The organism is Geodermatophilus nigrescens, from assembly GCF_900129495.1.
Classification (GTDB): Bacteria; Actinomycetota; Actinomycetes; order Mycobacteriales; family Geodermatophilaceae; genus Geodermatophilus; species Geodermatophilus nigrescens.
Map to the genome: position 1 here is coordinate 1,137,246 of NZ_FQVX01000001.1, position 23,399 is coordinate 1,160,644.

22 protein-coding genes and 1 tRNA gene are annotated in these 23,399 nt (G+C 75.5%); 7 read left to right on the forward strand and 16 right to left on the reverse strand.

Annotated elements, in window-relative coordinates:
- Positions 1 to 5: 5 nt before the first annotated feature.
- Together BUE37_RS05705 and BUE37_RS05710 are read right to left on the reverse strand one after the other, a co-directional pair.
- Entirely contained in the window at positions 6 to 2,609 is a 2,604-nt protein-coding gene (locus BUE37_RS05705; RefSeq protein ID WP_073419094.1) for a bifunctional FO biosynthesis protein CofGH, read from the reverse strand.
- A 78-nt stretch (positions 2,610 to 2,687) separates the two neighbouring features.
- Positions 2,688 to 3,188 carry a flavin reductase family protein gene (locus BUE37_RS05710; RefSeq protein WP_073419095.1) on the reverse strand — a complete coding sequence of 167 codons (501 nt, stop codon included), beginning with the start codon at positions 3,186 to 3,188 and terminating at the stop codon, positions 2,688 to 2,690.
- Positions 3,189 to 3,222: 34 nt separating this feature from the next.
- Between BUE37_RS05710 and BUE37_RS05715 the strand changes: the two genes are divergently transcribed.
- A complete protein-coding gene (locus tag BUE37_RS05715; RefSeq protein WP_245794307.1) occupies positions 3,223 to 4,647 on the forward strand; it encodes a dihydrolipoyl dehydrogenase family protein in 1,425 nt (474 codons plus the stop codon).
- Between the two features lie 28 nt (positions 4,648 to 4,675).
- Positions 4,676 to 5,473 (forward strand): SGNH/GDSL hydrolase family protein, encoded by a 798-nt coding sequence (locus BUE37_RS05720; protein ID WP_073419097.1) that lies wholly within the window; start codon positions 4,676 to 4,678, stop codon positions 5,471 to 5,473.
- 3 nt (positions 5,474 to 5,476) lie between these two features.
- Here the strand turns inward: BUE37_RS05720 and BUE37_RS05725 are convergent, their stop codons facing one another.
- Positions 5,477 to 7,465, reverse strand: coding sequence for a putative bifunctional diguanylate cyclase/phosphodiesterase (locus tag BUE37_RS05725; protein WP_083628326.1), 1,989 nt, complete (start codon positions 7,463 to 7,465; stop codon positions 5,477 to 5,479).
- 133 nt (positions 7,466 to 7,598) lie between these two features.
- Between BUE37_RS05725 and BUE37_RS05730 the strand changes: the two genes are divergently transcribed.
- The gene (locus BUE37_RS05730) at positions 7,599 to 8,627 is read left to right on the forward strand and encodes an LLM class flavin-dependent oxidoreductase (protein ID WP_073419098.1); all 1,029 of its coding nucleotides are present in this window, start codon (positions 7,599 to 7,601) and stop codon (positions 8,625 to 8,627) included.
- Positions 8,628 to 8,731: 104 nt separating this feature from the next.
- Here BUE37_RS05730 and BUE37_RS05735 read toward each other — a convergent pair whose 3' ends face one another.
- Both BUE37_RS05735 and BUE37_RS05740 read right to left on the reverse strand, forming a co-directional pair.
- Complete coding sequence (locus BUE37_RS05735) at positions 8,732 to 9,382, reverse strand: DUF4333 domain-containing protein (protein WP_073419099.1); 651 nt, start codon at positions 9,380 to 9,382, stop codon at positions 8,732 to 8,734.
- 127 nt (positions 9,383 to 9,509) lie between these two features.
- Positions 9,510 to 9,582: transfer RNA gene (locus BUE37_RS05740), tRNA-Arg, on the reverse strand.
- A gap of 193 nt (positions 9,583 to 9,775) precedes the next feature.
- Here BUE37_RS05740 and BUE37_RS05745 point away from each other — a divergent pair.
- The gene (locus tag BUE37_RS05745; RefSeq protein WP_073419100.1) at positions 9,776 to 10,324 is read left to right on the forward strand and encodes a single-stranded DNA-binding protein; all 549 of its coding nucleotides are present in this window, start codon (positions 9,776 to 9,778) and stop codon (positions 10,322 to 10,324) included.
- Positions 10,325 to 10,440: 116 nt separating this feature from the next.
- Positions 10,441 to 12,111, forward strand: a complete 1,671-nt coding sequence (gene ettA, locus BUE37_RS05750; RefSeq protein ID WP_073419101.1) for an energy-dependent translational throttle protein EttA — start codon at positions 10,441 to 10,443, stop codon at positions 12,109 to 12,111.
- Positions 12,112 to 12,192: 81 nt separating this feature from the next.
- On the opposite strand, the gene BUE37_RS05755 is transcribed toward ettA, so the two are convergent.
- Positions 12,193 to 12,621: a phosphatase domain-containing protein gene (locus BUE37_RS05755; protein ID WP_073419102.1), complete on the reverse strand. Its 429-nt coding sequence runs from the start codon at positions 12,619 to 12,621 to the stop codon at positions 12,193 to 12,195.
- A 59-nt stretch (positions 12,622 to 12,680) separates the two neighbouring features.
- On the opposite strand from BUE37_RS05755, the gene BUE37_RS05760 reads away from it, so the two are divergent.
- Positions 12,681 to 13,112: an acyl-CoA thioesterase gene (locus tag BUE37_RS05760; RefSeq protein WP_073419103.1), complete on the forward strand. Its 432-nt coding sequence runs from the start codon at positions 12,681 to 12,683 to the stop codon at positions 13,110 to 13,112.
- A gap of 3 nt (positions 13,113 to 13,115) precedes the next feature.
- Here BUE37_RS05760 and BUE37_RS05765 read toward each other — a convergent pair whose 3' ends face one another.
- The 5 genes from BUE37_RS05765 to BUE37_RS05785 form a co-directional block, all read right to left on the reverse strand.
- Positions 13,116 to 13,556, reverse strand: coding sequence for a YccF domain-containing protein (locus BUE37_RS05765; protein ID WP_073419104.1), 441 nt, complete (start codon positions 13,554 to 13,556; stop codon positions 13,116 to 13,118).
- Positions 13,557 to 13,624: 68 nt separating this feature from the next.
- Complete coding sequence (locus BUE37_RS05770; protein WP_245794309.1) at positions 13,625 to 14,152, reverse strand: MOSC domain-containing protein; 528 nt, start codon at positions 14,150 to 14,152, stop codon at positions 13,625 to 13,627.
- A complete protein-coding gene (locus tag BUE37_RS05775) occupies positions 14,149 to 14,811 on the reverse strand; it encodes an energy-coupling factor transporter transmembrane component T (protein ID WP_073419105.1) in 663 nt (220 codons plus the stop codon). The genes BUE37_RS05770 and BUE37_RS05775 overlap by 4 nt, the downstream gene beginning before the upstream one ends.
- Complete coding sequence (locus BUE37_RS05780; protein WP_217651133.1) at positions 14,808 to 15,554, reverse strand: energy-coupling factor ABC transporter ATP-binding protein; 747 nt, start codon at positions 15,552 to 15,554, stop codon at positions 14,808 to 14,810. The genes BUE37_RS05775 and BUE37_RS05780 overlap by 4 nt, the downstream gene beginning before the upstream one ends.
- Positions 15,551 to 16,111, reverse strand: coding sequence for a biotin transporter BioY (locus BUE37_RS05785; RefSeq protein ID WP_073419106.1), 561 nt, complete (start codon positions 16,109 to 16,111; stop codon positions 15,551 to 15,553). The genes BUE37_RS05780 and BUE37_RS05785 overlap by 4 nt, the downstream gene beginning before the upstream one ends.
- A 725-nt stretch (positions 16,112 to 16,836) precedes the next feature.
- Between BUE37_RS05785 and BUE37_RS05790 the strand changes: the two genes are divergently transcribed.
- Entirely contained in the window at positions 16,837 to 17,205 is a 369-nt protein-coding gene (locus BUE37_RS05790) for a hypothetical protein (RefSeq protein ID WP_073419107.1), read from the forward strand.
- A gap of 78 nt (positions 17,206 to 17,283) precedes the next feature.
- Here the strand turns inward: BUE37_RS05790 and BUE37_RS05795 are convergent, their stop codons facing one another.
- From BUE37_RS05795 to BUE37_RS05815, 5 genes are all read right to left on the reverse strand, one after another.
- Positions 17,284 to 18,855: an ATP-binding cassette domain-containing protein gene (locus BUE37_RS05795; RefSeq protein ID WP_073419108.1), complete on the reverse strand. Its 1,572-nt coding sequence runs from the start codon at positions 18,853 to 18,855 to the stop codon at positions 17,284 to 17,286.
- Positions 18,856 to 19,004: 149 nt separating this feature from the next.
- Positions 19,005 to 20,594 (reverse strand): glycoside hydrolase family 13 protein, encoded by a 1,590-nt coding sequence (locus tag BUE37_RS05800; RefSeq protein ID WP_073419109.1) that lies wholly within the window; start codon positions 20,592 to 20,594, stop codon positions 19,005 to 19,007.
- Between the two features lie 70 nt (positions 20,595 to 20,664).
- A complete protein-coding gene (locus BUE37_RS05805; protein WP_073419110.1) occupies positions 20,665 to 21,099 on the reverse strand; it encodes a globin in 435 nt (144 codons plus the stop codon).
- Positions 21,096 to 22,382 (reverse strand): MFS transporter, encoded by a 1,287-nt coding sequence (locus BUE37_RS05810; protein WP_073419111.1) that lies wholly within the window; start codon positions 22,380 to 22,382, stop codon positions 21,096 to 21,098. Before BUE37_RS05810 ends, BUE37_RS05805 begins: the two co-directional genes overlap by 4 nt.
- The gene (locus BUE37_RS05815; RefSeq protein WP_245794311.1) at positions 22,379 to 23,377 is read right to left on the reverse strand and encodes a mechanosensitive ion channel family protein; all 999 of its coding nucleotides are present in this window, start codon (positions 23,375 to 23,377) and stop codon (positions 22,379 to 22,381) included. The genes BUE37_RS05810 and BUE37_RS05815 overlap by 4 nt, the downstream gene beginning before the upstream one ends.
- Positions 23,378 to 23,399: the final 22 nt, after the last annotated feature.

Genomic DNA, 23,399 nt, shown 5'->3' on the forward strand with positions numbered 1-23,399 from the left:
CCGGCTCAGGCGGGGGTGATCGACAGGGTCAGCGCCCGGCGGCCCTCCTCCGAGCGGGCGGTGGCGAGCCGCTCGTCGGTCGGGGTGCCGTACCCGGTGGTGCGCTGGCGAGCGGGCCGGCCGATGGCGGCGGCCATGGCCTCCAGCTCCGCGATGGTCTTCAGCGAGCCGTTCTCGCTGCCGGCCATCCGGCTGATCGTCTCCTCCATGAGCGTGCCGCCGAGGTCGTTGGCCCCGCCCTGCAGCACCGCCTGGGTGCCGACGTCGCCGAGCTTCACCCACGACGTCTGGATGTTGCCGATCCGCCCGTGCAGCAGCAGCCGCGCGACGGCGTGCACCGCCCGGTTCTCCCGCACCGTCGGCCCGGGCCGGGCGACGCCGGCCAGGTAGATCGGCGCGTTGTGGTGCACGAACGGCAGCAGCACGAACTCGGTGAACCCGCCGGTCTCGTCCTGCTGGCGGGCGATCGTGCGCAGGTGCGCCACCCAGTGCGCCGGGGTGTCGACGTGGCCGTACATCATCGTCGACGTCGTCGGGATGCCCACGCGGTGCGCGGTCGCGATGATCTCCAGCCAGGTCGCCGCGGGCAGCTTGCCCTTGGTCAGCACCCAGCGGACGTCGTCGTCGAGGATCTCCGCGGCCGTGCCGGGAACGCTGTCCAGGCCGGCCTCCTTGGCCGCGCGCAGGAAGTCCTCGAACGACAGCCCGGTGCGGGCGGAGGCGTTGACGATCTCCATGGGCGAGAAGGCGTGCAGGTGGATGCCGGGCTGCCGGCGCTTCACCTCGCGGGCCAGGTCGAGGTAGGCCGAGCCCGGCAGGTCGGGGTGGATGCCGCCCTGCATGCAGATCTCGGTGGCGCCGGCGGCCCACGCGCGGTCGACCCGGTCGCCCACCTCGGACAGCGAGAGCGTGTAGGCGTCGGCGTCGGTGCGCCGCTGGGCGAACGCGCAGAACCGGCAGCCGGTGTAGCAGACGTTGGTGAAGTTGACGTTCCGGTTCACGACGTAGGTGACGTCGTCGCCGGTGACGTCGCGGCGGACGCCGTCGGCCAGCGCGGTCAGCGCCTCGAGGTCGGCGCCGTCGGCGCCGAGCAGCGCCAGGTACTGGGCGTCGCTGAGGCCGGCCGGGTCGCGCTCGGCGGCGCGCAGCGCGGCGTGCACCTCGGGGGAGCCGACGGGCAGGGCGGTGGAGGAACCGTCGCGGGCCGCCGTCGTCCGGTCCCGCAGGTCCGCCCAGTCGCCGTAGACGGCGTCGAAGTCGCCGCGCCGGTCCGACGTGCGCCCGACGGTGTCGACCTCCACGTGCAGGTCGGTGCGGCCGGTGGAGACCCACGCCTCGTCGGGCTCCTGCCACGGCAGCCCGGCCGGGACCCGCCCCTCGACGGCGAGGCCGTCGGGCCCGGCCAGCGCGGCCACGTGCGGGCGCACCCGCGGGTCCAGCCACGGCTCGGGCTCCAGCACGTACCGCGGCTGGGCGGCCAGCCGCTCGCGCAGCGTGAAGCCACCCTCCGCGGTCAGCGCGGCCAGCTTGTCGATGTTCGGCCAGGGCCGCTCGGGGTTGACGTGGTCGGGCGTGAGCGGGCTGACCCCGCCCCAGTCGTCGACGCCGGCGCGCAGCAGCAGCCCGAGCTCGGTGGAGTCCGACAGGTTCGGCGGCGCCTGCACCCGCGCCCGCGGGCCGAGCAGCAGCCGGGTGACGGCCACGGCGGCCACGTACTCCTGCAGCGCGAGGTCGTCGTGCGCGGCCATCGCGGTGCGCGGCTTGGCGCGGAAGTTCTGCACGATCACCTCCTGCACGTGCCCGTGCCGCTGGTGCGCGGCCCGGATCCGCAGGACGGCGTCGACCCGCTCGGCGGCGTCCTCGCCGATGCCGAGCAGCACGCCGGTGGTGAACGGGACGGCGGAGCGGCCGGCGTCCTCGAGGACCCGCAGCCGCACGGCCGGCTCCTTGTCCGGGGAGCCGAAGTGCGGGCCGCCGGGCTCGGACCACAGCCGGGTCGCCGTCGTCTCGAGCATCATCCCCATCGACGCCGACACCGGCTTGAGCCGCTGCACCTCCTCCCAGGTCATGACCCCGGGGTTGAGGTGCGGCAGCAGCCCGGTCTCCTCCAGCACCCGGATCGCCATCGCGCGCAGGTAGCCGAGCGTGGAGTCGAAGCCGTGCGCCTCCAGCCACTCGGCGGCGACCGGCCAGCGGTCCTCGGGGCGGTCGCCGAGGGTGAACAGCGCCTCCTTGCACCCCAGCGCCGCGCCCTGCCGGGCGATGTCGAGCACCTCGTCGGGGGAGAGGAACGGCGCCTTGCCCTGGGCCCGCAGCTGCCCGGGCGTGGTCACGAACGTGCAGTAGTGGCAGCGGTCGCGGCACAGGTGGGTGAGCGGGATGAAGACCTTGCGGCTGTAGGTGACGACGCCGGGACGGCCGGCCGAGGCGAGGCCCGCGTCGCGCACCCGGGAGGCGGCGGTGAGCAGCCGGTCGAGCGGCTCACCGTCGCCGAGGCCTCTCGCCGAGAGCAGCGTCTCCGCCTCGCCGGCGTCGAGGGTCACCCCCCGCTCGGCGCGCGCGAGGGCGCGCCGGAGCGCGGACGGCACGGGGGTCTGCGGCTCGCTCATCGCCCCCGACGCTAGACCTGCCCGCGCCGGGAAGCGCCTGTGTCCCAGGTCACGCCGACCGTCGGGGCCGTTGTAGCGCTATCGGCCCCCGGGGGCGTCGACGTAGCGGCCGCCCAGGCGGAGCAGGGGAGCGGCGTCCTCGTGCAGCACCGGCACCCCCTCGACGGCGAGCAGCGCGAGCACGTGGTCCCCGGCCTCCACCAGCCGGTCGAGGCGGCAGTCCAGTCCGACGACGCCGCCGTCGAGCACCACCGCCCCGCTGTGCGGCGCCCGCGACCACGGCACGCCCTCCAGCAGGTGGCGCGCCGAGGGGCGCCCGGCCGAGGAGAACCGGCTGGCGAGGATCGCCTGCCCGGCCGCGAGCACGCTGACCGCGCACGAGCCCACGGCCTCCAGCACCTCCGCCGGGTAGCCGTCCGCGGTGAGCCCGACCGCCACCAGCGGCGGGTCGGCCGACACGCTCATCACCGAGGTGACGGTCGTGCCGACGTCGTCGATGTCGTCGCGGACGGTCAGCAGCCCCACCCCCGCCGCGTACCGGCGCAGGGCGGCGCTGAACTCGGCGGGGGACACGGGCATGCGGCCAGTCGACCACACCGGCCAGGATGGGCCCGTGAGCAGCGCAGATGAGAAGACCTACGACGTCGTCGTGCTGGGTGCCGGGTCCACCGGTGAGAACGTGGCCGACGTCGTCGTCCGCGGGGGGCTGAGCGCCGTGCTGGTGGAGGAGCACCTCGTCGGCGGTGAGTGCTCCTACTACGCGTGCATGCCGAGCAAAGCGCTGCTGCGCGGCACCGAGGCCATCGCCGAGGCGCGGGCGGTCAAGGGCGCGGCCGCCGCGGTCACCGGCGAGCAGGACGTCGCCGCCACCCTCGAGCGGCGCGACTCCTTCACGAGCAACTGGGACGACGCCGGCCAGGTCTCGTGGGTCGAGGGCGCCGGCATCGACCTGCTGCGCGGCACCGCCCGCCTCGACGGCGAGCGCACCGTCGTCGTCACCGGCCCCGACGGCACCGAGACCCGGCTGAGCGCGCGGCACGCCGTCGCCGTCTGCACCGGGTCGGCCGCGGCGGTCCCGCCGGTCGACGGCCTGCCCGACGTGCAGCCGTGGACCCCGCGCGAGGCCACGAGCGCCAAGGAAGCCCCGCGCCGGCTGCTGGTGATCGGCGGCGGCTACGTCGGCTGCGAGATGTCCTTCGCCTGGAACGCCCTCGGCTCCACCGTCACCCTGCTGCAGCGCGGCGACCGGCTGCTGCCCGGCGCCGAGCCGCAGGCCGGCGACGCCGTGCTCGCCTCGCTGCGCGACCGCGGCGTCGACGTCCGCCTCGACGCCGACGTCACCGCCGCCCGCCGCGACGGCGACGAGGTCGTGCTCACCGTCGGCACCGAGGAGCTGCGCGGCGACGAGGTGCTCGTCGCGACCGGCCGCGAGGCGCGCACCACCGGGATCGGCGTGGAGACCGTCGGCCTGGAGCCGGGGGAGTACCTCGACGTCGACGACACGCTGCAGGTGCGCGGGCTGCCCTGGCTCTACGGCGTCGGCGACGTCAACGGCCGCCGCCAGCTCACCCACATGGGCAAGTACCAGGCGCGCCAGGCCGCCGCGGCGATCGTCGCCCGCGCCCGCGGCGAGGAGGTCGCCGTCGAGGACTGGTCGCCGTACACCGCGACCGCCGACCGGGCCGCCACCCCCGCCGTCGTCTTCACCGACCCGCAGGTGGCCAGCGTCGGGCTGACCAGCGCGCAGGCCCGCGAGGCCGGCGTGCCGCACCGCGTCGTCGAGTACCCGATCGGCTCGGTCGCCGGCGCCTCGCTGTTCGCCGACGGCTACGAGGGCACCGCGATCGCCGTCGTCGACACCTCGCGGGAGGTGCTGCTGGGCGTCACCTTCGTCGGTCCGGCGGTCGCCGAGCTGCTGCAGGCGGCCACCATCGCCGTCGTCGGGGAGGTGCCGATCAGCCGGCTGTGGCACGCCGTCCCGGCCTACCCCACGGTCAACGAGATCTGGCTGCGGCTGCTCGAGACCTGGCGCGGGTGAGGCCGGGGGCGCGTGCTGAGGTGGTCGGGTGCCCGCACCGTCCCGCTCTCCCTGGCGCCGCTACGTCGCCCTCGGCGACTCGTTCACCGAGGGGCTGAGCGACCCCGACCCCGATCGCCCCGGCGAGTACCGCGGCTGGGCCGACCGGCTCGCCGGGCACCTGGCCGCTGCCGCGCCGCACGACGTCGAGTACGCCAACCTCGCCATCCGCGGCCGGCTGCTGCCCCAGGTGCTCGCCGAGCAGGTGCCGGTGGCCCGCGCCGCCCGGCCCGACCTGGTCAGCCTGGTCGCCGGCGGCAACGACCTGCTCCGCCCGGGCGCCGACCCCGACCGGCTGGCCGCCGCCCTGGAGGAGGCGGTGGCCGGCTTCCGGGCCGACGGCGCCGACGTGCTGCTGGCCACCGGCGTCGACCCGCGGCTGACGCCGATCATCCGGCGTACCCGCGGCCGGGTCGCGGTGTTCAACGCCTCGCTGTGGTCGATCGCGGCGCGGCACGGCGCCGTCGTGCTCGACCAGTGGGGTGCGGACTGGCTGCTGGACTGGCGGCTCTGGGACAGCGACCGCATCCACCTCACCGCCGAGGGCCACCGGCGGATCGCCCGTGCGGCGGCCGAGGCGCTCGGCGTGCCCGTGACCGGCGGCGACGACTGGCGCACCCCGCTGCCCCCGGCCCCGCCGCGCGCGCTGCGGGCGGCGCTGGCCGAGGAGGCGGCCTGGGTGCGCGGGTTCGTCGCCCCGTGGATCGCCCGCCGGGTGCGCGGCCGGTCCTCCGGCGACGGGCGCGCGCCGAAGCGGCCGGTGCCGCTGGCGCTGCCCCGCGCCTGAGGGTCAGGCGCGGGGCTCGTCCCCGTCGCGGTGGGGCTCGTCGGTGTCGTCGACGACCTTGAGGAACGGGCGCGGCGGGAACGGCAGGTCGTCGTCGTCCTCGAGCGCGATGAGGTCGATGCCGTCGCCGCCGGCCACCGGCAGGTCCTCGGCGACGACGGCCTCGAGCTCGCCGGTGACCGCCTCGAGCACCGCGGCAGCCTCCTCGGCGGCCTTGCCGACGATGACCTCGGCGGAGGTGGTGTCCGCGCGGCTGGGCAGCGGCGCGGGCCGGCCGAAGGCGTAGCCCTGGGCCATCGCGCAGCCGTGCCGGCGCAGCCACTCGGCCTGGTCGAGGTCCTCGATGCCCTCGGCGATGACCTGCAGGCCCATGCCCTGGCCCAGCTGCAGCAGCCCCTGCACCAGCGCGGCCGACGACGGCTCGCGGACCACCCCGGCGACGAAGGACCGGTCGATCTTCACCGTGTGGATCGGCAGCCGGTGCAGCGCGGTGATCGCCGAGTAGCCGGTACCGAAGTCGTCCAGCGCCAGCGTGACGCCCCGCTCGGTCACCTCCTGCACCGCCTGCAGCGTGGCCTCGGCGGCGAACAGCGCCGTCGACTCGGTGATCTCCAGCTCCAGCCGCTCGGGCGGCAGGCCCGACTCGTCGAGGGCGTCGGCGACCAGCCGGGTGAAGCCCTCCTCGGCCAGGTGCCGCGCGGACACGTTGACGTGCACCCGCAGCCCGGCCGGCCAGCCGGCGGCGTCGGTGCAGGCCCGGCGGAGCACCCAGGCGCCCAGCTTCGACGTCAGCCGGTTGTTCTCCGCGGCGTCGAGGAAGGCGCCCGGCGGCAGCAGCCCGCGGGTGGGGTGCTGCCAGCGGATCAGCGCCTCGTAGCCGAGCAGCGTCTCGTCGGAGAGGGACACGATCGGCTGGTAGAAGAGCCGGAGCTCGTCCTCCTCCAGCGCGCGGCGCAGGTCGGTCTCCAGCTGCAGCAGGTCGACCTCGTCCTCGGTGAGGCCGCCGTCGTGCACCTCGATGCGGCCCTGGCTGCCGTCGCGCTTGGCGCGGGTCATCGCGCTGTGCGCCTGCTTGAGCAGGTCGTCGGGGGCGACGTCGGAGCCGAGGGTCAGCCCGACGCTCGCCGACAGCACGATCTCCCGGCCGCCGAGCTGGAACGGGTCGTCGAGGACGGCGAGCAGCCGGTCGGCGAGCGCCCGCAGGCCGTCGAGGTCCTCGACGTCCTCGGCGAGGATGAGGAACTCGTCGGCGCCCAGGCGCACGGCGGTGTCCTCGACGCGGGTGCTCCAGCGCAGCCGGTCGGCGACCTGGCTGAGCAGCTGGTCGCCGGCCTCGGTGCCGAGGGTGTCGTTGACCGCCTGGAACCGGTCGAGGTCCAGGTGCACCAGGCCCACCTGCAGCCCGCGGCGGCGGGACAGGGCGAGGGCGTGGGCGAGCCGGTCGGTCAGCGCCCGCCGGTTGGGCAGGCCGGTCAGCGGGTCGGTGAACGCCCGGCGGACGAGGTCCTCCTCCGCCCGGCGGCGGTCGGTGACGTCGACCAGCGACAGGACGGCGAACTGCGGCTCGCCGGTGCTGCGGTGGACGACGTCGTGGCTCTGCTGCACCCACAGCTCGGTGCCGTCGGCGCGGCGCAGGCGGCGCTCGCCGTCCTGGCGCAGCCACGGGTCGAGGGCGGCGTCCTCGCCGGGAGCGGGGGCGTCGGGCAGCGGGGCGTCGTCGGGGTGGGCCAGCAGGTCGACGTGCCGGCCGACCATGTCGTCCATCCCGCGGCCGGCCAGCGCGCACAGCGCGTCGTTGACGACCAGGAGGTGCCCGTCGAGGTCGACGAGGGCCTTGGGGACGGGGGAGGAGAGGAAGAGGGCCCGGAACATCTGGCCGCGGTCGGCCAGCAGCGTGTCGATGGCCCGCAGCCTCGTCCCCGCCGGTGCACTGCCGCGCTCGCCGGGCTGGTCGGCCCGGGGCCGCGGCACGTGGGGGGCGCTGAGAGTCACCCGGACAGCCTCGCCGACGTCCCTGCCGGAGTGACGGAACCCGCCCTCGGAATGTCGTGGTCACCTGGTCACATCCGGTGACGACACCGTCCCAACGGGAACATCCGCCCCGCCCCTCGCGCTGGTCTCCGGCGTGGACAAGAAGATCGGGTTCCTGAGCTTCGGTCACTGGCAGCCGATCGCGGGCTCGCGGGTGCGCACCGGGCGCGACGCGCTGGTGCAGACCGTCGAGCTCGCCGTCGCCGCCGAGGAGCTCGGCCTCGACGGGGCGTTCGTCCGGGTGCACCACTTCGCCCGGCAGCTGGCCTCGCCGTTCCCGCTGCTGTCGGCGATGGCCGCGCGGACCTCGCGCATCGAGCTGGGCACCGGCGTGATCGACATGCGCTACGAGAACCCGCTGTACATGGCCGAGGAGGCCGCGGCCACCGACCTGCTCGCCGACGGCCGGCTGCAGCTCGGCGTGAGCCGGGGATCCCCGGAGACGGCGCTGCGCGGCTCGGAGGCCTTCGGCTACGTCCCGCCGGAGGGCGCCACCGACGCCGACCTGGCGCGGGAGAAGACGGCGCTGTTCCTCGCCGCGGTGCGCGGCGCGACCGTCGTCGACGCCGCCCCCGGCATGACCGGCGGCGCCCGCGGCCGGCTCGCCGTCCAGCCGCAGTCGCCCGGCCTCGCCGACCGCATCTGGTGGGGCGCCGGCACCCGGGCCACGGGCGAGTGGGCGGCCCGCCAGGGGCTGAACCTGATGAGCTCGACGCTGCTGTCGGAGGACACCGGAGTGCCGTTCGACGAGCTGCAGGCCGAGCAGATCGCTCGCTACCGCGCCGCGTGGGCGGAGGCCGGTTGGGAGCACGAGCCGCGGGTGTCGGTGAGCCGCAGCGTCGTCCCGATCGTGTCCGACCTCGACCGCGTCTACTTCGGCGACGAGCGCCGCTCGTCCGACCAGGTCGGCCTGCTGGAGGGCGTGCGCGCCCGCTTCGGCCGCAGCTACGCCGGCGAGCCCGACGAGGTCGCCGAGGAGCTGGCCAAGGACGCCGCCGTCCGCGAGGCCGACACCCTGCTCATCACCGTGCCGAACATGCTCGGGGTCGAGTACAACGCCGCGCTGCTGGAGAACGTCGCGCGGCACGTGGCACCGGCCATCGGCTGGTCACCCTCGCGCTGACCTGCACCACGACGAGTGGCCCGGGACCTGTGCGGTCCCGGGCCACTCGTCTGTGAGGAGGTGTCGCGGCGCCCGGGGTCAGGGGGCGCCCGCGGGGCGGTCGGTCAGGAGGCGTCGAAGGTGACGTTGCCCGCGGCGTCGACGTTCGCCAGGACCTCGCCGGTGTTGGCCGGGTCGTCGGTGAGGGCGACGGTGCAGGTCAGCTGCAGGCCGTCGGCGGCGACGAGCACGGTGCGCTCGCCGGCGTCGCAGGTGGAGCTCACGGTCAGGCCGGCCTCGGTGGCGAACTGCTCGGTCAGCAGCGCCTCCACGTCGGCCACCGGCACGTAGACCTGGTCGCTCTCGATGGTCACGTTGCCCTCGTCGTCGGTCTGCTCGACGGTGAAGGTGACGTCCTGGCCCTCGAGCGAGCCGGTGCACGTGGTGACGGTGCCGGCGGCGAGGTCGACGTCGTCGGGGCAGCTGACGTCGGTCAGCGTCACGCCCACCTGCTCCTGCGCCAGCGAGGCGATCTCCCGCTCGGCCTCGGCGGTGTCGAGCACCCGCGGGGCGAAGAGCAGGAACGCGCCGATGCCGAGGCCGGCGAGCACGAGGACGGCGACGACGCTGCCGACGATCGCGCCGGTGCGCTTCTTCCTCGGCTGCTGCGCCGGGGCGCCGAAGCCGGGGGCCGGGAACGGCGGCGGGGCGTAGGGGCCGTGTCCCTGGGGGGCGTACGGCTGGGCGGTGTGGCGGGGGTCGTGGACCTGGGTCATGTCCGGCTCCTCGATCGGGCCCGGGACCGTCCCCGGGTGCTCGGGAGCACCGTGCCGCGCGCCACTTGCGGCGACCTTCGGCGTCACTTGCACGCGACGACAAGTGCGCGGCGACCGATCGGAGGAGCGCGCCCGGCAGGGATCGAACCTGCGACCAAGTGCTTAGAAGGCACCTGCTCTATCCGCTGAGCTACGGGCGCTCGGTCGCCGATGATGGCACCTCCCGCGGCACCCGTGTGCGCCGTGGCACGGCGGGGTGACGATCCGCTCGTGCGGCGTCCACAGGCGCCGGTGGGTCCACAGGCCGCCGCGGACGCCGTCCGCGGGCCGCCGGCGGGCCCAGGGTCGTCGTCGGGCCGGCACCGCGCCGGCCGCGAGACCCCGAGGAGCACCGTGAGCGCCACCGAGATCACCGTCACCGGCAACGTCGTCGCCTCACCCACCCGCGTGCGCACGCAGAACGGCGCCGTGACCAACTTCCGCGTCGCCTCCACCGAGCGCCGCTACGACGCGGCCACCGGCACCTACGTCGACGGGTCCAGCTTCTTCGTCGACGTCGAGTGCTGGAACGAGCTGGGCGCCAACGTGGCGTCCAGCGTCAGCAAGGGCGACCCGGTCGTCGTCCGCGGCCTCCTGCGCACCGAGGAGTGGGAGAACGAGAAGGGCCGGGGCAGCCGGCCGCGGATCCGGGCCCGGGCCGTCGGCCTCGACCTGAGCCGGGGCACGGCCGAGTTCCGCAAGACGCAGCGCAGCACGACCGCCGCGCCCCCGGTGCAGGAGGCCGTGGACGAGGCGCTGCGGGAGGCGCTCGACGGGACGCCGGAGGACGAGATGGACGGCCGGGACTACTCCGGGCCCTCCGAGCCGTTGTACGAGCTGGACCCCGACTCGTCCGCGGGTGGCACGGCGCACGGCGCCCTGCCCGAACCGGCTCTCCACTAGCCGCCCGCGACTGGGAGGATCGGGACCGAGAACGCACGGGGGCCGGGCCGGACCACGCACCGGCCCGCCCTCCCTGCGCACGGACACCGCGCACCGACGGAAGGCTCGAACGCCCAGTGGCTCAGTACATCTACACCATGGCCCGTGCCCGCAAGGCGCACGGCGACAAGGTCATCCTGGACAACGTCACGCTGTCCTTCCTGCCCGGCGCCAAGATCGGCGTGGTCGGCCCCAACGGCGCCGGCAAGTCGACCGTCCTCAAGATCATGGCCGGCCTCGACCAGCCCTCCAACGGCGACGCGTCGCTGGCGCCCGAGGCGACCGTCGGCATCCTGCTGCAGGAGCCGCCGCTCAACGAGGAGCTCGACGTGCGCGGCAACGTCGAGGAGGCGGTCAAGCCGCTGCGCGACGCGCTGACCCGCTTCGAGGAGGTCAGCGCGGCGATGGGTGAGCCCGACGCCGACTTCGACTCGCTGCTCGCCGAGCAGGGCGAGCTCATGGAGGTCATCGAGCAGAACGACGGCTGGGAGCTCGACAACCGCATCGAGCAGGCCATGGACGCGCTGCGCTGCCCGCCCGGCGACGCCGACGTCTCGGTCCTGTCCGGTGGTGAGCGCCGCCGCGTCGCGCTGTGCAAGCTGCTGCTCGAGGCGCCCGACCTGCTGCTGCTCGACGAGCCCACCAACCACCTCGACGCCGAGAGCGTCGCGTGGCTGGAGCAGCACCTCGAGAAGTACGCCGGCACCGTCGTCGCCGTCACCCACGACCGGTACTTCCTCGACAACGTCGCCCAGTGGATCCTCGAGCTGGACCGCGGCCGGGCCTACCCCTACGAGGGCAACTACTCCACCTACCTGGAGACCAAGGCCACCCGCCTCAAGGTCGAGGGCGCCAAGGACGCCAAGCGGCAGAAGCGCCTCGCCGAGGAGCTCGAGTGGGTGCGCTCGGGCGCCAAGGCCCGCCAGGCCAAGAGCAAGGCCCGCCTGCAGCGGTACGAGGAGATGGCCGCCGAGGCCGACAAGTTCCGCAAGCTCGACTTCGAGGAGATCCAGATCCCGCCGGGCCCCCGGCTGGGCAGCGTGGTCGTGGAGACGAAGGACCTGACCAAGGGCTTCGGCGACCGCCTCCTCATCGACGACCTGTCCTTCACGCTGCCGCGCAACGGCATCGTCGGCGTCGTCGGCCCGAACGGGGCCGGCAAGACCACGCTGTTCAAGATGCTGGTCGGCGAGGAGAAGCCCGACGACGGCGACATCAAGGTCGGCGAGACGGTCAAGGTTTCCTACGTCGAGCAGAGCCGCAGCGGCATCGACCCGAAGAAGACGCTGTGGGACGTCGTCTCCGACGGTCTCGACCACATCAAGGTCGGCAACGTCGAGATGCCCTCGCGGGCCTACGTCGCGGCCTTCGGTTTCAAGGGCCCGGACCAGCAGAAGCCGGCCGGCGTCCTGTCCGGCGGTGAGCGCAATCGGCTGAACCTGGCGCTGACGCTCAAGCAGGGGGGCAACCTGCTGCTGCTCGACGAGCCGACCAACGACCTCGACGTCGAGACGCTCAGCAGCCTGGAGAACGCGCTCCTGGAGTTCCCCGGCTGCGCCGTGGTGGTCAGCCACGACCGCTGGTTCCTCGACCGCGTGGCCACCCACATCCTCGCCTACGAGGGCGACTCGAAGTGGTTCTGGTTCGAGGGCAACTTCGCCGACTACGAGAAGAACAAGGTGCAGCGGCTCGGCCCCGAGGCCGCCCGCCCGCACCGGGCCACCTACCGCAAGCTCACCCGCGACTAGTCCGCGGCCAGTCCGCGGCGAGGCCCCCCGACGGCCGGCCGGAGCACCCGCTCCGGCCGGCCGTCGGCGTCTCCGGGCCGCTCACGGGCGGAACGCGGCGACGAGGCGGGCCTGCCGGCGGGTCTCCACGGCGCGGGCCCGGTAGCGGCGGCGCACGAACGCCACCGCCTCCTCCGGCGGGACGCCGTCGAGCACGGCCAGGCACGCCAGCGCCGTCCCCGTGCGGCCAGTCCCGCCGCCGCAGGCGACCTCGACCCGCTGGGTCGCCGAGCGCTCCCAGGCCTCGGTCAGCGCGGCCCGCAGGTCGCCGGGGTCGGCCGGCAGCCGGAAGTCCGGCCAGCGCACCCAGCGGCCCTCCCAGGCGAGGGCCGGCGGGCGCCGCCCGAGCAGGTAGACGCCGAAGCCCGGCTCCGGTCCTGCCGGCAGGGGACGGCGCAGCCCGCGGCCGCGCACGCGGCGTCCCGACGGCAGGACGAGCACGCCCGGTGCGCCGTCGTCCCACGGGTCCACGGTCCCGACGGTAGGTCGCGGTCGACGGGCACGGGACCGGTGCGGCAGGGTGTCGGACCGTGCGGTTCACGGTGCAGGTCCCGATGCGCTGGTCGGACATGGACGCCTACGGGCACGTCAACAACGTCGTGTACTTGCAGTACTTCGAGATGGCCCGCGTGGCGCTGTTCTTCGAGCGGGCGTCGCTGGAGGAGCGGACCGGCCTGCGCCGCGGCACCGTCGTCGCCGCCCACGAGATCGCCTACAAGCGGCCGGTCGTCTACTCCGCCCGCCCGCTCGACGTGCAGATCTGGGTGTCGGGCATCCGCGCGGCCGCCTTCACCTGCCACTACGAGGTGTTCGACCACGAGCGCCTGGCGGTCACCGGCAGCACCCTGCTCGTGCCGTTCGACTTCACGATCGACCGGCCGCGCCGGCTCAGCCCCGACGAGAAGGAGTTCCTGCTCCGCTGGGCCGACGAGCCCGAGCCGGCCGCCGCCGCGGGGGAGTAGGCCTCAGCGGTACGCGCCGGCCTGCACCACGCCGCCGCCGGCGTGCATCCAGTCGCGCGGCGGCGCCGTCTCGACCACCCGCTTGCCCAGCGGGAACAGCCCGACGGCGGCCAGCTTGAACGACGCCACGCCGAACGGGATGCCGACGATCGTCAGGCAGAAGACGACGCCCGCGGCGAGGTGCACCAGCGCCAGCCACCAGCCGGCGACCAGGAACCACAGCAGGTTGCCCACCGCCGACGCCACCCCGGCGCCCGGCGCGCGCACCGTCGTCCGCCCGAAGGGCCAGACCACGAAGCCGGCCAGCCGGAACGCGGCGATCCCGAACGGGATGGTGACCACGAGGACGCAGGCGATCAGCCCGGCCAGCGCGTAGGCCAGCGCCAGCATCCAGCCGTGCAGGACGAGCCAGACCAGGTTCAGCAGCGTGCGGAGGGTGTCCACACCGGTTCGACGGACCGGCGGGCGCCGGGGTTCCGCCGGGCGGCCGGGCGGACGGAGGAGCCGACGGCTCAGCCCGCGACCAGCCGCGGCACGGGCCGGTCGGCACCGGTCGGCGCGCCGCGGCGGGCGGCCTCCTCGTCGGTCACCGGCCGGACGACGGCGCCCTCGGCGATCTCCGCGCCGGCGAACACCGCGGCGTTGATCCCGCCGCGGTGCACCATCGCCTTCACCAGCCGCGCACCGGTCAGCCGCTCGAGGTGCGCGCACGGCGGGCAGCGCTTCATGCCGAACAGCAGCGCGTCGCCCACCGCGAAGAAGCGGCCCACCAGCGCGGGCAGGTCGACGCCGGTGGTCACCAGGTTGCGGCGGGTGTCGCCCGGCGTCAGCGGCACCCCCACCTCGGCGGCCACCGCCGCCACGTCGGCGCCGTCGATCAGCGTCAGCTGCTTCTCCAGGTCCGGGTACCGCGCCCAGGTGCCGCCGCCGAGCGCGTAGCGGTCGCCCTCCAGCCCCAGCCCGGCCACCAGCCGCGCGGTGGGCACCCGGCGCATCGGGGCGGCGGCCTCGGTGGTCAACCAGATCTCGGTCACGGTCACGGGGAGGCCTCCGCAGGAGCCGGGCGCCGGCGGCGCCGGGGCGGGTCGTCGTCGGCGCCGCGGGCGTCGAGCGCCTCGCTGACGTCGTGGGCCATCTGCAGCACCTGCACCAGCAGCGGGGCGACCGTCGTCCGCAGCGCCCGCACCCCGCGGGGGGACCCGCCGCGCGCGGCCTGTGCGGCGCGGATCCGGTCGGCGCGCTCCACGAGCACGGGGATGAACCGCAGCGCCATCGCCACCACGAGCCCGATCCGCGCCGGGCGGACGCCGACCAGGCGCAGCGGGCCGCACAGCCGCTCGACCACCGCGACCATCTCGCTGACCCGCGTCGTCGCCGTCACCACCGCCGCGGCCAGCACGAGGGCGAGCAGCCGCAGCGCCACGTGCGCCCCGGTGCGCAGGTCGGTGGTCAGTGCGTGCACCACGAGCAGCGCCAGCAGCCACCAGCGCACCGCCCGCGCCTGCCGGGCCAGCACGGCCGGCGGCAGCCGCGCGACCGCCAGGCCCACCACCAGCACGCCGGCCAGCGCGCCAGCGGCGGCGGGCAGCGTCGGCAGGAGGAACAGCGCGACGGCGAGGGCCGCGAGGCACAGCAGCTTCGCCCCGGCCGGCAGCCGGTGCACGAGGCTCGCCCGCGGGACGTACAGCGCGAGGGTCACCGGCCGGCCATCAGCGCGCGGTAGGCGGCGACCGCCGGGCCGGGGGAGGCGTCCTCGACCACGCGGCCGCCGTCGACCACCAGCACCCGGTCGAAGCCGTCGAGCAGGTCGAGCTGGTGGGTCACCACGACGACCTGCTGCTCCAGCCCCGCGATGAGCCCCGCCACGCGGCGCGCGTTCACCAGGTCCAGCAGCGTCGTCGGCTCGTCGAACACGATGCGGGCCGGGCGCATGACGAGCACCCCGGCGATGGCCAGCAGCTGCTTCTGCCCGCCGGAGAGCAGGTGGGCGGGGTGGTCGGCGTGCCCGGCCAGGCCGTACCGCTCGAGCACCTCCGCCACGCGCGCGGCCCGCTCGGCGGGCGGCACGCCCTGGTTCTCCAGCCCGTAGGCGACGTCCTCGGCCACCGTCGGGTGCACGATCTGCGCGTCGGGGTCCTGGAAGACGAAGCCCACCCGCCGGCGCACCGCCCGCACCTGGGTGCGGGTGTCCAGCCCGTCGACGGTGACGCTGCCGGAGGTGGGCACCACCAGCCCGTTGAGCAGCCGGGCGAACGTCGACTTGCCCGACCCGTTGGCGCCGACGACGCCCACGCGCGCCTCGGTGAGGGTCAGGTCGATGCCGTCGAGCACCACCCGCTCGCCGTACCGGTGCCCGACCCCGCGCAGCTCGATGCCGCGGCCGGGGTCGGCGACGTCGGCCGCGGCGGGCGCCCCGGCCGTCCCGGGACGGCGGAACCTCACCGGCTGCCGACGGCCCGCCGGGGACGCTCGATCACCGGGTAGCTGCGCCGCACGACGTCGGCGATGGCCGCCGCGACGAACGCCTTGAGCAGGTCGCCGGGGACGAAGGCGAGCGCGCTGGTGGCCGTGGCCCACAGCGGCGCGTCCAGGACGGCGGCGGTCACCGGGATGCCGACGGCGTAGACGAGCACCATGCCGCCGAGGACGTTGACGGCCATGCCCCAGGCGACGTTGTAGCGGTCCCACAGGCGCTCGGTGAGCCAGCCGATGAGCGCCGCGGCGAACGGCCAGCTGAACAGGTAGCCCGCCGTCGGGCCGGCGAAGGGCGCGAGGCCGCCGGCGCCGCTCGAGAGCAGCGGCAGGCCGACCGCGACCAGCAGGAGGAACAGCAGCACGGCGAGGAAGCCGCGGCGGGCACCCAGGACGGCGCCGGCGAGCATCACGCCGAGGGTCTGCGCGGTGATCGGCACGGCGCCGACGGGGATGGCCGGCAGGGTCCCCAGCACCGCGATGATCGCGGCGAAGAGGGCGACGTAGGCGAGGTCCCGGGTCTTCACGGCGTCTCCTCCACAGGCGGCGGGCGGGCCCGCGAGTTCCCGGCGGAAGGTACCGGAGTGCGCCGGGGCGGCGGCCGGGCGGGCGCGCCCGCGGGCCCGCCGGGCCGCCTCCGGCGGGTCGCCGGGACCGTCGCGGTGGGTGGCGGCCCGCTCACCTGCAGAGACGCCCGCCGGTTTGCCCGGCCCTCCCGGGACGTGTTGTCTGGGTGGTGCAAGGCCCTCGGCGAAGGCGGAACACAGGCATGGCAACCGGGTGGTGGGCATCGCTGTGGTCGTGGGGACGCCATGACCTGGTGGACCCCGTCGATCCCGCGGACACAGGAGGACCGGAGCGGTCGCAGGTCCCCGACCGGGACCCGCGGCCGGGGCCGGACGCGGGTCCCGCCCCGGAGGAGCGCCCGGCGGCACCACCGGCCGAGCCCCCGCCGGCAGCCCCGGCGGCCCCGGCAGCGCGGCCGGGACCCCAACCGGGACCCCGACCGGGCCCCCCGCCGGGACCGCCGCCCCCGGATCCCGCACCGGACCGTCCCGCCGTCGCCGTACCGGCCCAGCGTCAGGCTCCGCACCCGGCTCCGGCCGGGGCGGTGCGGAACGGGACCGGGGCACCGCCCCGGCCCGCCCCGCAGCACCACCACGCCGGCCCTCCCGGCCGGCCCGGGTCACCCCCCGACCCGGTGCGCAGCGCCCCGCTGCGTCCCCCTCCGAGAACGACAGGAGCCCCATCCGTGGCACAGCTCGACAACGTCATCGCCGACCTGCTCTCCATCGACGGCGCCAGCGGCGCGGCCATCGTCGACATCGACAGCGGCATGGCCCTCGCCTACGGCGGCACGCCCGGCTTCGACCTCAACGTCGCGGCCGCGGGCAACTCCAACGTGGTCCGCGCCAAGCTCCGCACGATCTCCGACCTGGAGCTCAAGGACGAGATCGAGGACATCCTCATCACGCTGGCCGGCCAGTACCACCTGATCAACGTGCTCAAGGGCCAGGGCAACGCCGGCCTGTTCATCTACCTGGTGCTCAACCGCGTCACCGGGAACCTGGCGCTGGCCCGGCACAAGCTGCGCGCCGTCGCGGGCGCCGTCGCCGTCTGACCCGCTCCGGCGCTCTCCCCGGACGGGGGCCGGGGAGGGCGCCGGGCAGGGACGGCCGGGGCGGGGTGACCCGGCCGCTCAGGCGGCGGTGGCGGCCTCGACGATGCGGTCGCGGACGGCGTCGACGGCGAGCTCGCTCGTGTCGATCCACCGCGCGACGCGGCCACCGGAGACGATGCCGACGCGGTCGCAGCACTCGGCCAGCTCGTCGGGGTCGACCGAGACGACGACCACCGAGGTGCCGTCCGCGGTGGCCTCGTCGAGCAGCTTGCGCACCTGCGTGCGCGCCCGGACGTCGAGGCCGCGGGTCGGCTCGTGCAGCACGACGACGTCGCGCGGCGCCGAGGACATCCACCGCGCCAGCGCCAGCTTGTGCTGGTCGCCGCCGGACAACGCCCCGAACATCGTCGTGATGCTCAGCGTCTTCACGTCGAGCTGGTGCACGGTGCGGATGACGCCGCGCAGGGTGGCGATCTCGCTGCGCACGTCGGTGAGCGCGCCCCACGCCTCCTGGCTCAGGGTGCGGGCGATCGTCTCGCCCGGGTCGACCCCGTAGGCGTCGTCGTCGGGCCGGTAGGCCGGCAGGTGCAGCGCGGCGTCGTCCTCGCCGAGGCAGCGCTCCTCGCCGTGCAGGACCAGCTCGTCGGTGATCGCCGGCAGCTCGCCGCTCAGCGCGCCCGCGATCTCGCGGACGCCGGAGGAGCGGTGGCCGGTCAGGCCGATCACCTCGCCGCGGCGCAGCACGAGGTCCACGCCCTCCACGGCGCCGGGCACCCGCAGGTTGCGCACGCGCAGCGCCACCTCGTCCGACGGCGCCAGCCGCGGGGAGGTGCGCGCCGGCACCGGCGCCGCTCCGGCGGGCTCCGGGACGGCGGGCTCGGGGACGGCGGGCTCCGGGACCGAGGCGGCTGCCGACGCCACGCGGGGCGCCGGCAGGGACACCGGCTCGCCGACGGTCTCGGCGGCCAGGCGGACCGGGTCGAGCTCGGCGGCGGGGCGGTCGAGGGCGATCCGGCCGTCGCGCAGCACGAGCACCCGGTCGACGACCTCGAGCATCTCGGGGAGCCGGTGGCTGATGTAGAGGACGCCGCGGCCCTGACGGCTGAGCCGGCCGGTGACGGCGTGCAGGCTCGACACCTCCATCGGCAGCAGCGCCGCGGACACCTCGTCGAGCACGACCATCCGGGTGTCCTCGGCGAGCACCCGGGCGGTCTCCACCAGGCCGTGCACGAAGTGCGGCAGGTCGCCGACCGGGGTGTCGGGGTCGACGTCGAGCGCCACCTCGGCGAGCAGCACCTGGGCCTGCCGGCGCAGCTCGGCCTGCGGCCGGCCGGCCTGCGGGGTGCCGCGGAAGACGGCCTGGGCGACGGTGAGCGCGGGGTCGATCCGCACCAGCTGCTGGACCACGCCGACGCCGAGGTGGCGGGCGTCGTCGGGGGACAGCGGCGCGTACGGGTGGCCCATCAGCGTCATCGAGCCGGCGTCGGCGGCGGTGATGCCCGCGAGGACGTCGCCGAGGGTGGACTTGCCGGCCCCGTTGGTGCCGACGAGCCCGACGACCTCGCCGTCGTCGACGGTGAAGGAGACGTCCCGCAGGACCCGGCGGGCCCCGAAGGACTTCCGCAGACCCTGGACCTGCAGCAGCGCCATGGCTGGGCGAGCCTCCCCCGGAGAAGGTCACCCGACCAGGGGTCGAGGACCGCGTGGCAGCGTCCCCCGTGACGCTCTGTTCCGTTCCGGATGCTACCCGCGCGGGCCGGAGGCGCCTCCCGGGACGGCGAGTCCCGGGAGGCGCGCCGTCAGGCGACCAGCCAGACCGCCGCGTCGGCCGGCAGGGTGCCCCCGGCGACGTCCTCGCTGGCCAGCAGGACCCGCCCCTCGGGCAGCGGGACCGGCGCCGCCGAGAGGTTCACCAGGCACACCAGCCCGCCCGGGCGGCGGAACGCCAGGCACCGCTCGGGCGCCGGCAGCCACTCCAGCGACTCGCCGTCGAAGGCGGGGGAGGTGCGGCGCAGCGCCAGCGCGGCCCGGTACAGCGAGAGGACCGAGCCGGGGTCGGCGGCCTGCGCCTCGGCGGTCAGCGGCGCCCAGCCCGCGGGCATCGGCAGCCAGGTGTCCGGCGAGGTGGAGAACCCGTAGGACGGCGCGTCGCCCGACCACGGCACCGGGATGCGGCAGGCGTCGCGGCCGCGCTCGGTGTGCCCGGACCGCTCCCAGATCGGGTCCTGCAGCGCCTCGTCGGGCAGGTCGACGTCGGGCATGCCGAGCTCGTCGCCGTTGTAGACGTAGGCAGCGCCCGGCAGCGCCAGCTGCAGCAGCGCGGCGGCCCGGGCCCGCCGGGTGCCGGTCTCCCCGCCGCCGTAGCGGGTGACGTGCCGCGGCCGGTCGTGGTTGGACAGCACCCAGCAGGCGGGCGCGGGCACGCCCGCCACCGAATCCAGCGAGTGGACGACGGCGTCGCGCAGGTCGTCGGCGTCCCAGTCGGCGGTCAGCAGCTTGAAGTTGAACGCCAGCTGCAGCTCGTCGGGGCGCAGGTAGCGGGCCAGCCGGGCGTCGTCGGACACCCAGACCTCGCCCACGGCCATCGTGCCCGGGTAGCCGTCGAGGACGGCGCGGACGCGGCGGTGCACGTCGTGCACGCCCTCCTGGTCGAAGCGCAGGTCGCCGGGGCCGTGGTCGTCGAGCAGGCCGGTGTCCTCCATCGGCTGCATGTCCGGCAGGCCCGCGGGCTTGGCCATGCCGTGCGCGACGTCGATGCGGAACCCGTCGACGCCGCGGTCCAGCCAGAACCGCATCGTCGTCTCGAGGTCGGCGACGACCTCCGGGTGCGTGAAGTCCAGGTCGGGCTGCTCCGGCGCGAAGACGTGCAGGTACCACTGGCCGTCGGGCACCCGCGACCACGCCGGCCCGCCGAAGACCGACGGCCAGTTGTTCGGGGGCTGCGACCCGTCGGGCCCGCGGCCGTCGCGGAACAGGTAGCGCGCCCGCTCCGGGGAGCCGGGGCCGGCGGCCAGCGCCGCCTGGAACCAGGCGTGCCGGTCGGAGGTGTGGTTGGGCACCAGGTCGACGGTGATCCGGATGCCGGCGGCGTGCGCCTCGGCGAGCAGCGCGTCGAACTCCGCCAGGTCGCCGAAGACGGGCTCGACGTCACGCGGGTCGGCGACGTCGTAGCCGTGGTCGGCCATCGGCGAGGGGTAGAACGGCGTGATCCACAGCGCGTCGACGCCGAGGGCGGCCAGGTGCGGCAGGCGGGCGCGGATGCCGGCGAGGTCGCCGACGCCGTCGCCGCTGCCGTCGGCGAAGCTGCGGATGTAGACCTGGTAGAAGACCGCGTCGCGCCACCAGTCGGCGTCGGTGCGGCGGAACGGGGCGGGGGCAGGGGAGGTCACCGGGCTCCTCGGGGGTGCGGGCGCGCGCTCCTGACCGGCGTCGGTGACGGCGGGCGGCAGGGGTCGGGGCTCAGGCGGGGGAGAGGTCGCCGGGCGCGTCGTCGGGCCAGCGGTTCTGCATGCTGTGCGCCGCCATCGTCAGGTAGCCCCACAGGGCCGCGTCCTGCTCGGCGGTCAGGTCGAGGGAGTCGACGGCGTCGCGCATGTGCCGCAGCCACGCGTCGCGCTCGGCCGGGCCGATGGCGAACGGGGCGTGCCGCATGCGCAGCCGGGGGTGGCCGCGCTCCTGCGAATACGTCGTCGGGCCGCCCCAGTACTGCTCCAGGAAGCGGCGCAGGCGGGTCTCGGCCCCCTCCCAGTCGTCCTGGGGGTACAGCGGCGCCAGCACCGGGTCGCTGCGGACACCGGCGTAGAAGCGGGCGACCAGCCGACGGAAGACCGGCTCGCCGCCGACCTCGTCGTAGAAGGTCCGCGCCGAGGGCAGGGACCGGCTCGCCTCGCTCATGACACCGATGGTCCCGCAGCGCGGTGCCGTCCCGCCACGCCGGGTCGGGTGCGGACCAGCCCGAGCAGCCCGGGGAGGACGGCGACCAGGCCCAGCCCGCCCGCGACGGCGACGACGGCGGCGGGCGGCACCCGCTCGGCCGCAAGCCCCGCGCCCAGCGCGCCGAGGCCCTGAACGCCGTAGAGACCGCTGACGGCGACGCCGAAGGCCCGGCCGCGGAACGCCGCCGGCACGGCCTGCACGAAGGCGACGTTGAGCGGGATGAGCCAGCTGCAGCCGAGCCCGCCGACGAACAGCAGGACGACGACCGTGACGAACGCCGCACGCCCGGGGCCGGCCACGAGCGCGACCAGCCCGGCCAGGAGCACCGGCACCAGCGACGCGACGACGAGCCCCGGGACCATCCGCCCGGCCCGCTCGGTGCCGAGGAACCGGGCCACCACCAGCCCGCCGACGGTCTGCCCGAGCGGGTTGGCGGCGAGCAGGACGCCGAGCTGCAGCGCGGCGCCGCCCAGGTCGTCGGTGAGCGGCGCGGCGATGCCCTCGGCCACGTTGGTGAACAGCACGCCGGGCCACAGCAGCGCGATGATCGCCGTCAGGCGCGGGATCCCGCGGATCAGCCGCAGGCCCTCGGCGGTCTCCCGCCACACCGACGCCGGCTCGTCCGACGACGCGGCCGGCGCCGGCCGCCGCTGCAGGCCGGCGGAGAGCCACACCGCCGAGACGGCGAAGGTGGCGGCGTCCAGCAGCAGCACCGCCGACGGGCCGAGCAGGCCCACGAGGGCGCCCGCGCCGACGAAGCCGATGACCTGGGCGAGCTGGGAGCTGGTGTTGGTCAGCGAGGAGGCGACGGCGTAGCGCTCGCCGTCGAGGACGTCGGCCATCAGCGCCGACCGCGCCGACTCGAACGGCGGCGCGCACAGCGAGACGGTGAGCAGCAGCGCCAGCAGGGCCCACAGCGGGAGGCCGGGGAGGGCCATGAGCGCGACGAGCACGGCCCGGACGACGTCGCTGACGATCAGCACGCGGTGCCGGGGGAAGCGGTCGGCGATGGTGGCCAGCACCGGGCCGCCGACCACCCAGGGCAGGAAGCTCAGCCCGAAGGTGACCGCCGCGAGCAGCGGGGAGTCGGTGCGCTGGTAGACGAGGACGGTCAGCGCCACCCGGGCGAGCTCGTCGCCGATCGTCGACAGGGTGTAGGTGCCGAACAGCGGCCGGAACTCCGGGACGGCGAAGACCGCGCGGAAGGAGGGCCGCTCGCCTCCGCCGGCCTCCCCGGTCACGGGACGCCCGTCCCGGTCGCGGTGCTCGCCCCGAGCAGCGGGGGAGGCGTGCGGATGCCCTCGGTGGCGAACCGCTCCTGCAGCCGCATCCGCAGCTCGCGGGCGACCCTCCACTGGTCGGCGCTGGTGGAGCGGACCTGCAGCCGCATCGTGACGCCGGCAGCGGTGATCTGCTCGGCGCCCAGCGACTCCGGCTCGGCCAGCAGCACCGCCGACCACTCCTCCTCGACGTACATCGCGTCGGCGACCTCCTGCATCACCGAGCGGCAGCGCTCGAGGTCGGTGTCGTGCGCGACGGGCATGTCGATGACCACCTGCGCGAAGCCCTGGCTCTTGTTGCCGACCCGCAGGACCTCGCCGTTGCGGGCGTACCAGACGACGCCGTTGACGTCGCGCAGCCGGGTGATCCGCAGGCCCACGGCCTCGACCGTGCCGCTGGCCTCGCCGAGGTCGACGACGTCTCCGACGCCGTACTGGTCCTCGAGGATGATCCCGATCCCGGCGATGAAGTCCTTGACCAGGTTCTGCGCGCCGAAGCCGAGCGCGACGCCCACGACGCCGGCGCTGGCCACGATCGGCGCGAGGTCGAGGCCGAGCTCACCGAGCACCAGCACGACGGCGATCCCCATGACCACGAACGACGCGACGCTGCGCAGCACCGAGCCGATCGCCTCCGCGCGCTGCGTGCGGCGGGCGGCGACCTGCTCGATGACCTGCCCGGCGGCGCCCCGGTTGCGCAGCGGGCGCAGCAGGGTGGGCACCCCGCCGGTGGCGGTGCGGTCGGTGAGCCGCCGGATGGCGCGGTGGAGCATGAACCGGGCGACGAAGGCGACGACGAGGACCAGCAGGATCCGCGCCGGCTTCTCGATCAGCGCCTCGGCGTTGTTCGCCAGCCAGTCGATCCCGGACAGGTCGTAGACCTTCGCGCACAGCGTCGTCGGGTCCGAGACGCACTCGGGCATCGAGTCGGCCAGCCCCGAGTCGGCGGCCGTCACGGAGGGTAGGGCAGTCATCACC

Excerpts from the sequence above, each read along its gene's own strand:
- BUE37_RS05805 (WP_073419110.1), bottom strand. The coding sequence starts at position 21,099 with ATGAGCGAGGCGAGCCGGTCCCTGCCCTCGGCGCGGACCTTCTACGAC.
- BUE37_RS05710 (WP_073419095.1), bottom strand. The coding sequence starts at position 3,188 with ATGCCCGTGTCCCCCGCCGAGTTCAGCGCCGCCCTGCGCCGGTACGCG.
- BUE37_RS05705 (WP_073419094.1), bottom strand. The coding sequence starts at position 2,609 with ATGAGCGAGCCGCAGACCCCCGTGCCGTCCGCGCTCCGGCGCGCCCTC.
- BUE37_RS05735 (WP_073419099.1), bottom strand. The coding sequence starts at position 9,382 with ATGACCCAGGTCCACGACCCCCGCCACACCGCCCAGCCGTACGCCCCC.
- BUE37_RS05795 (WP_073419108.1), bottom strand. The coding sequence starts at position 18,855 with ATGGCGCTGCTGCAGGTCCAGGGTCTGCGGAAGTCCTTCGGGGCCCGC.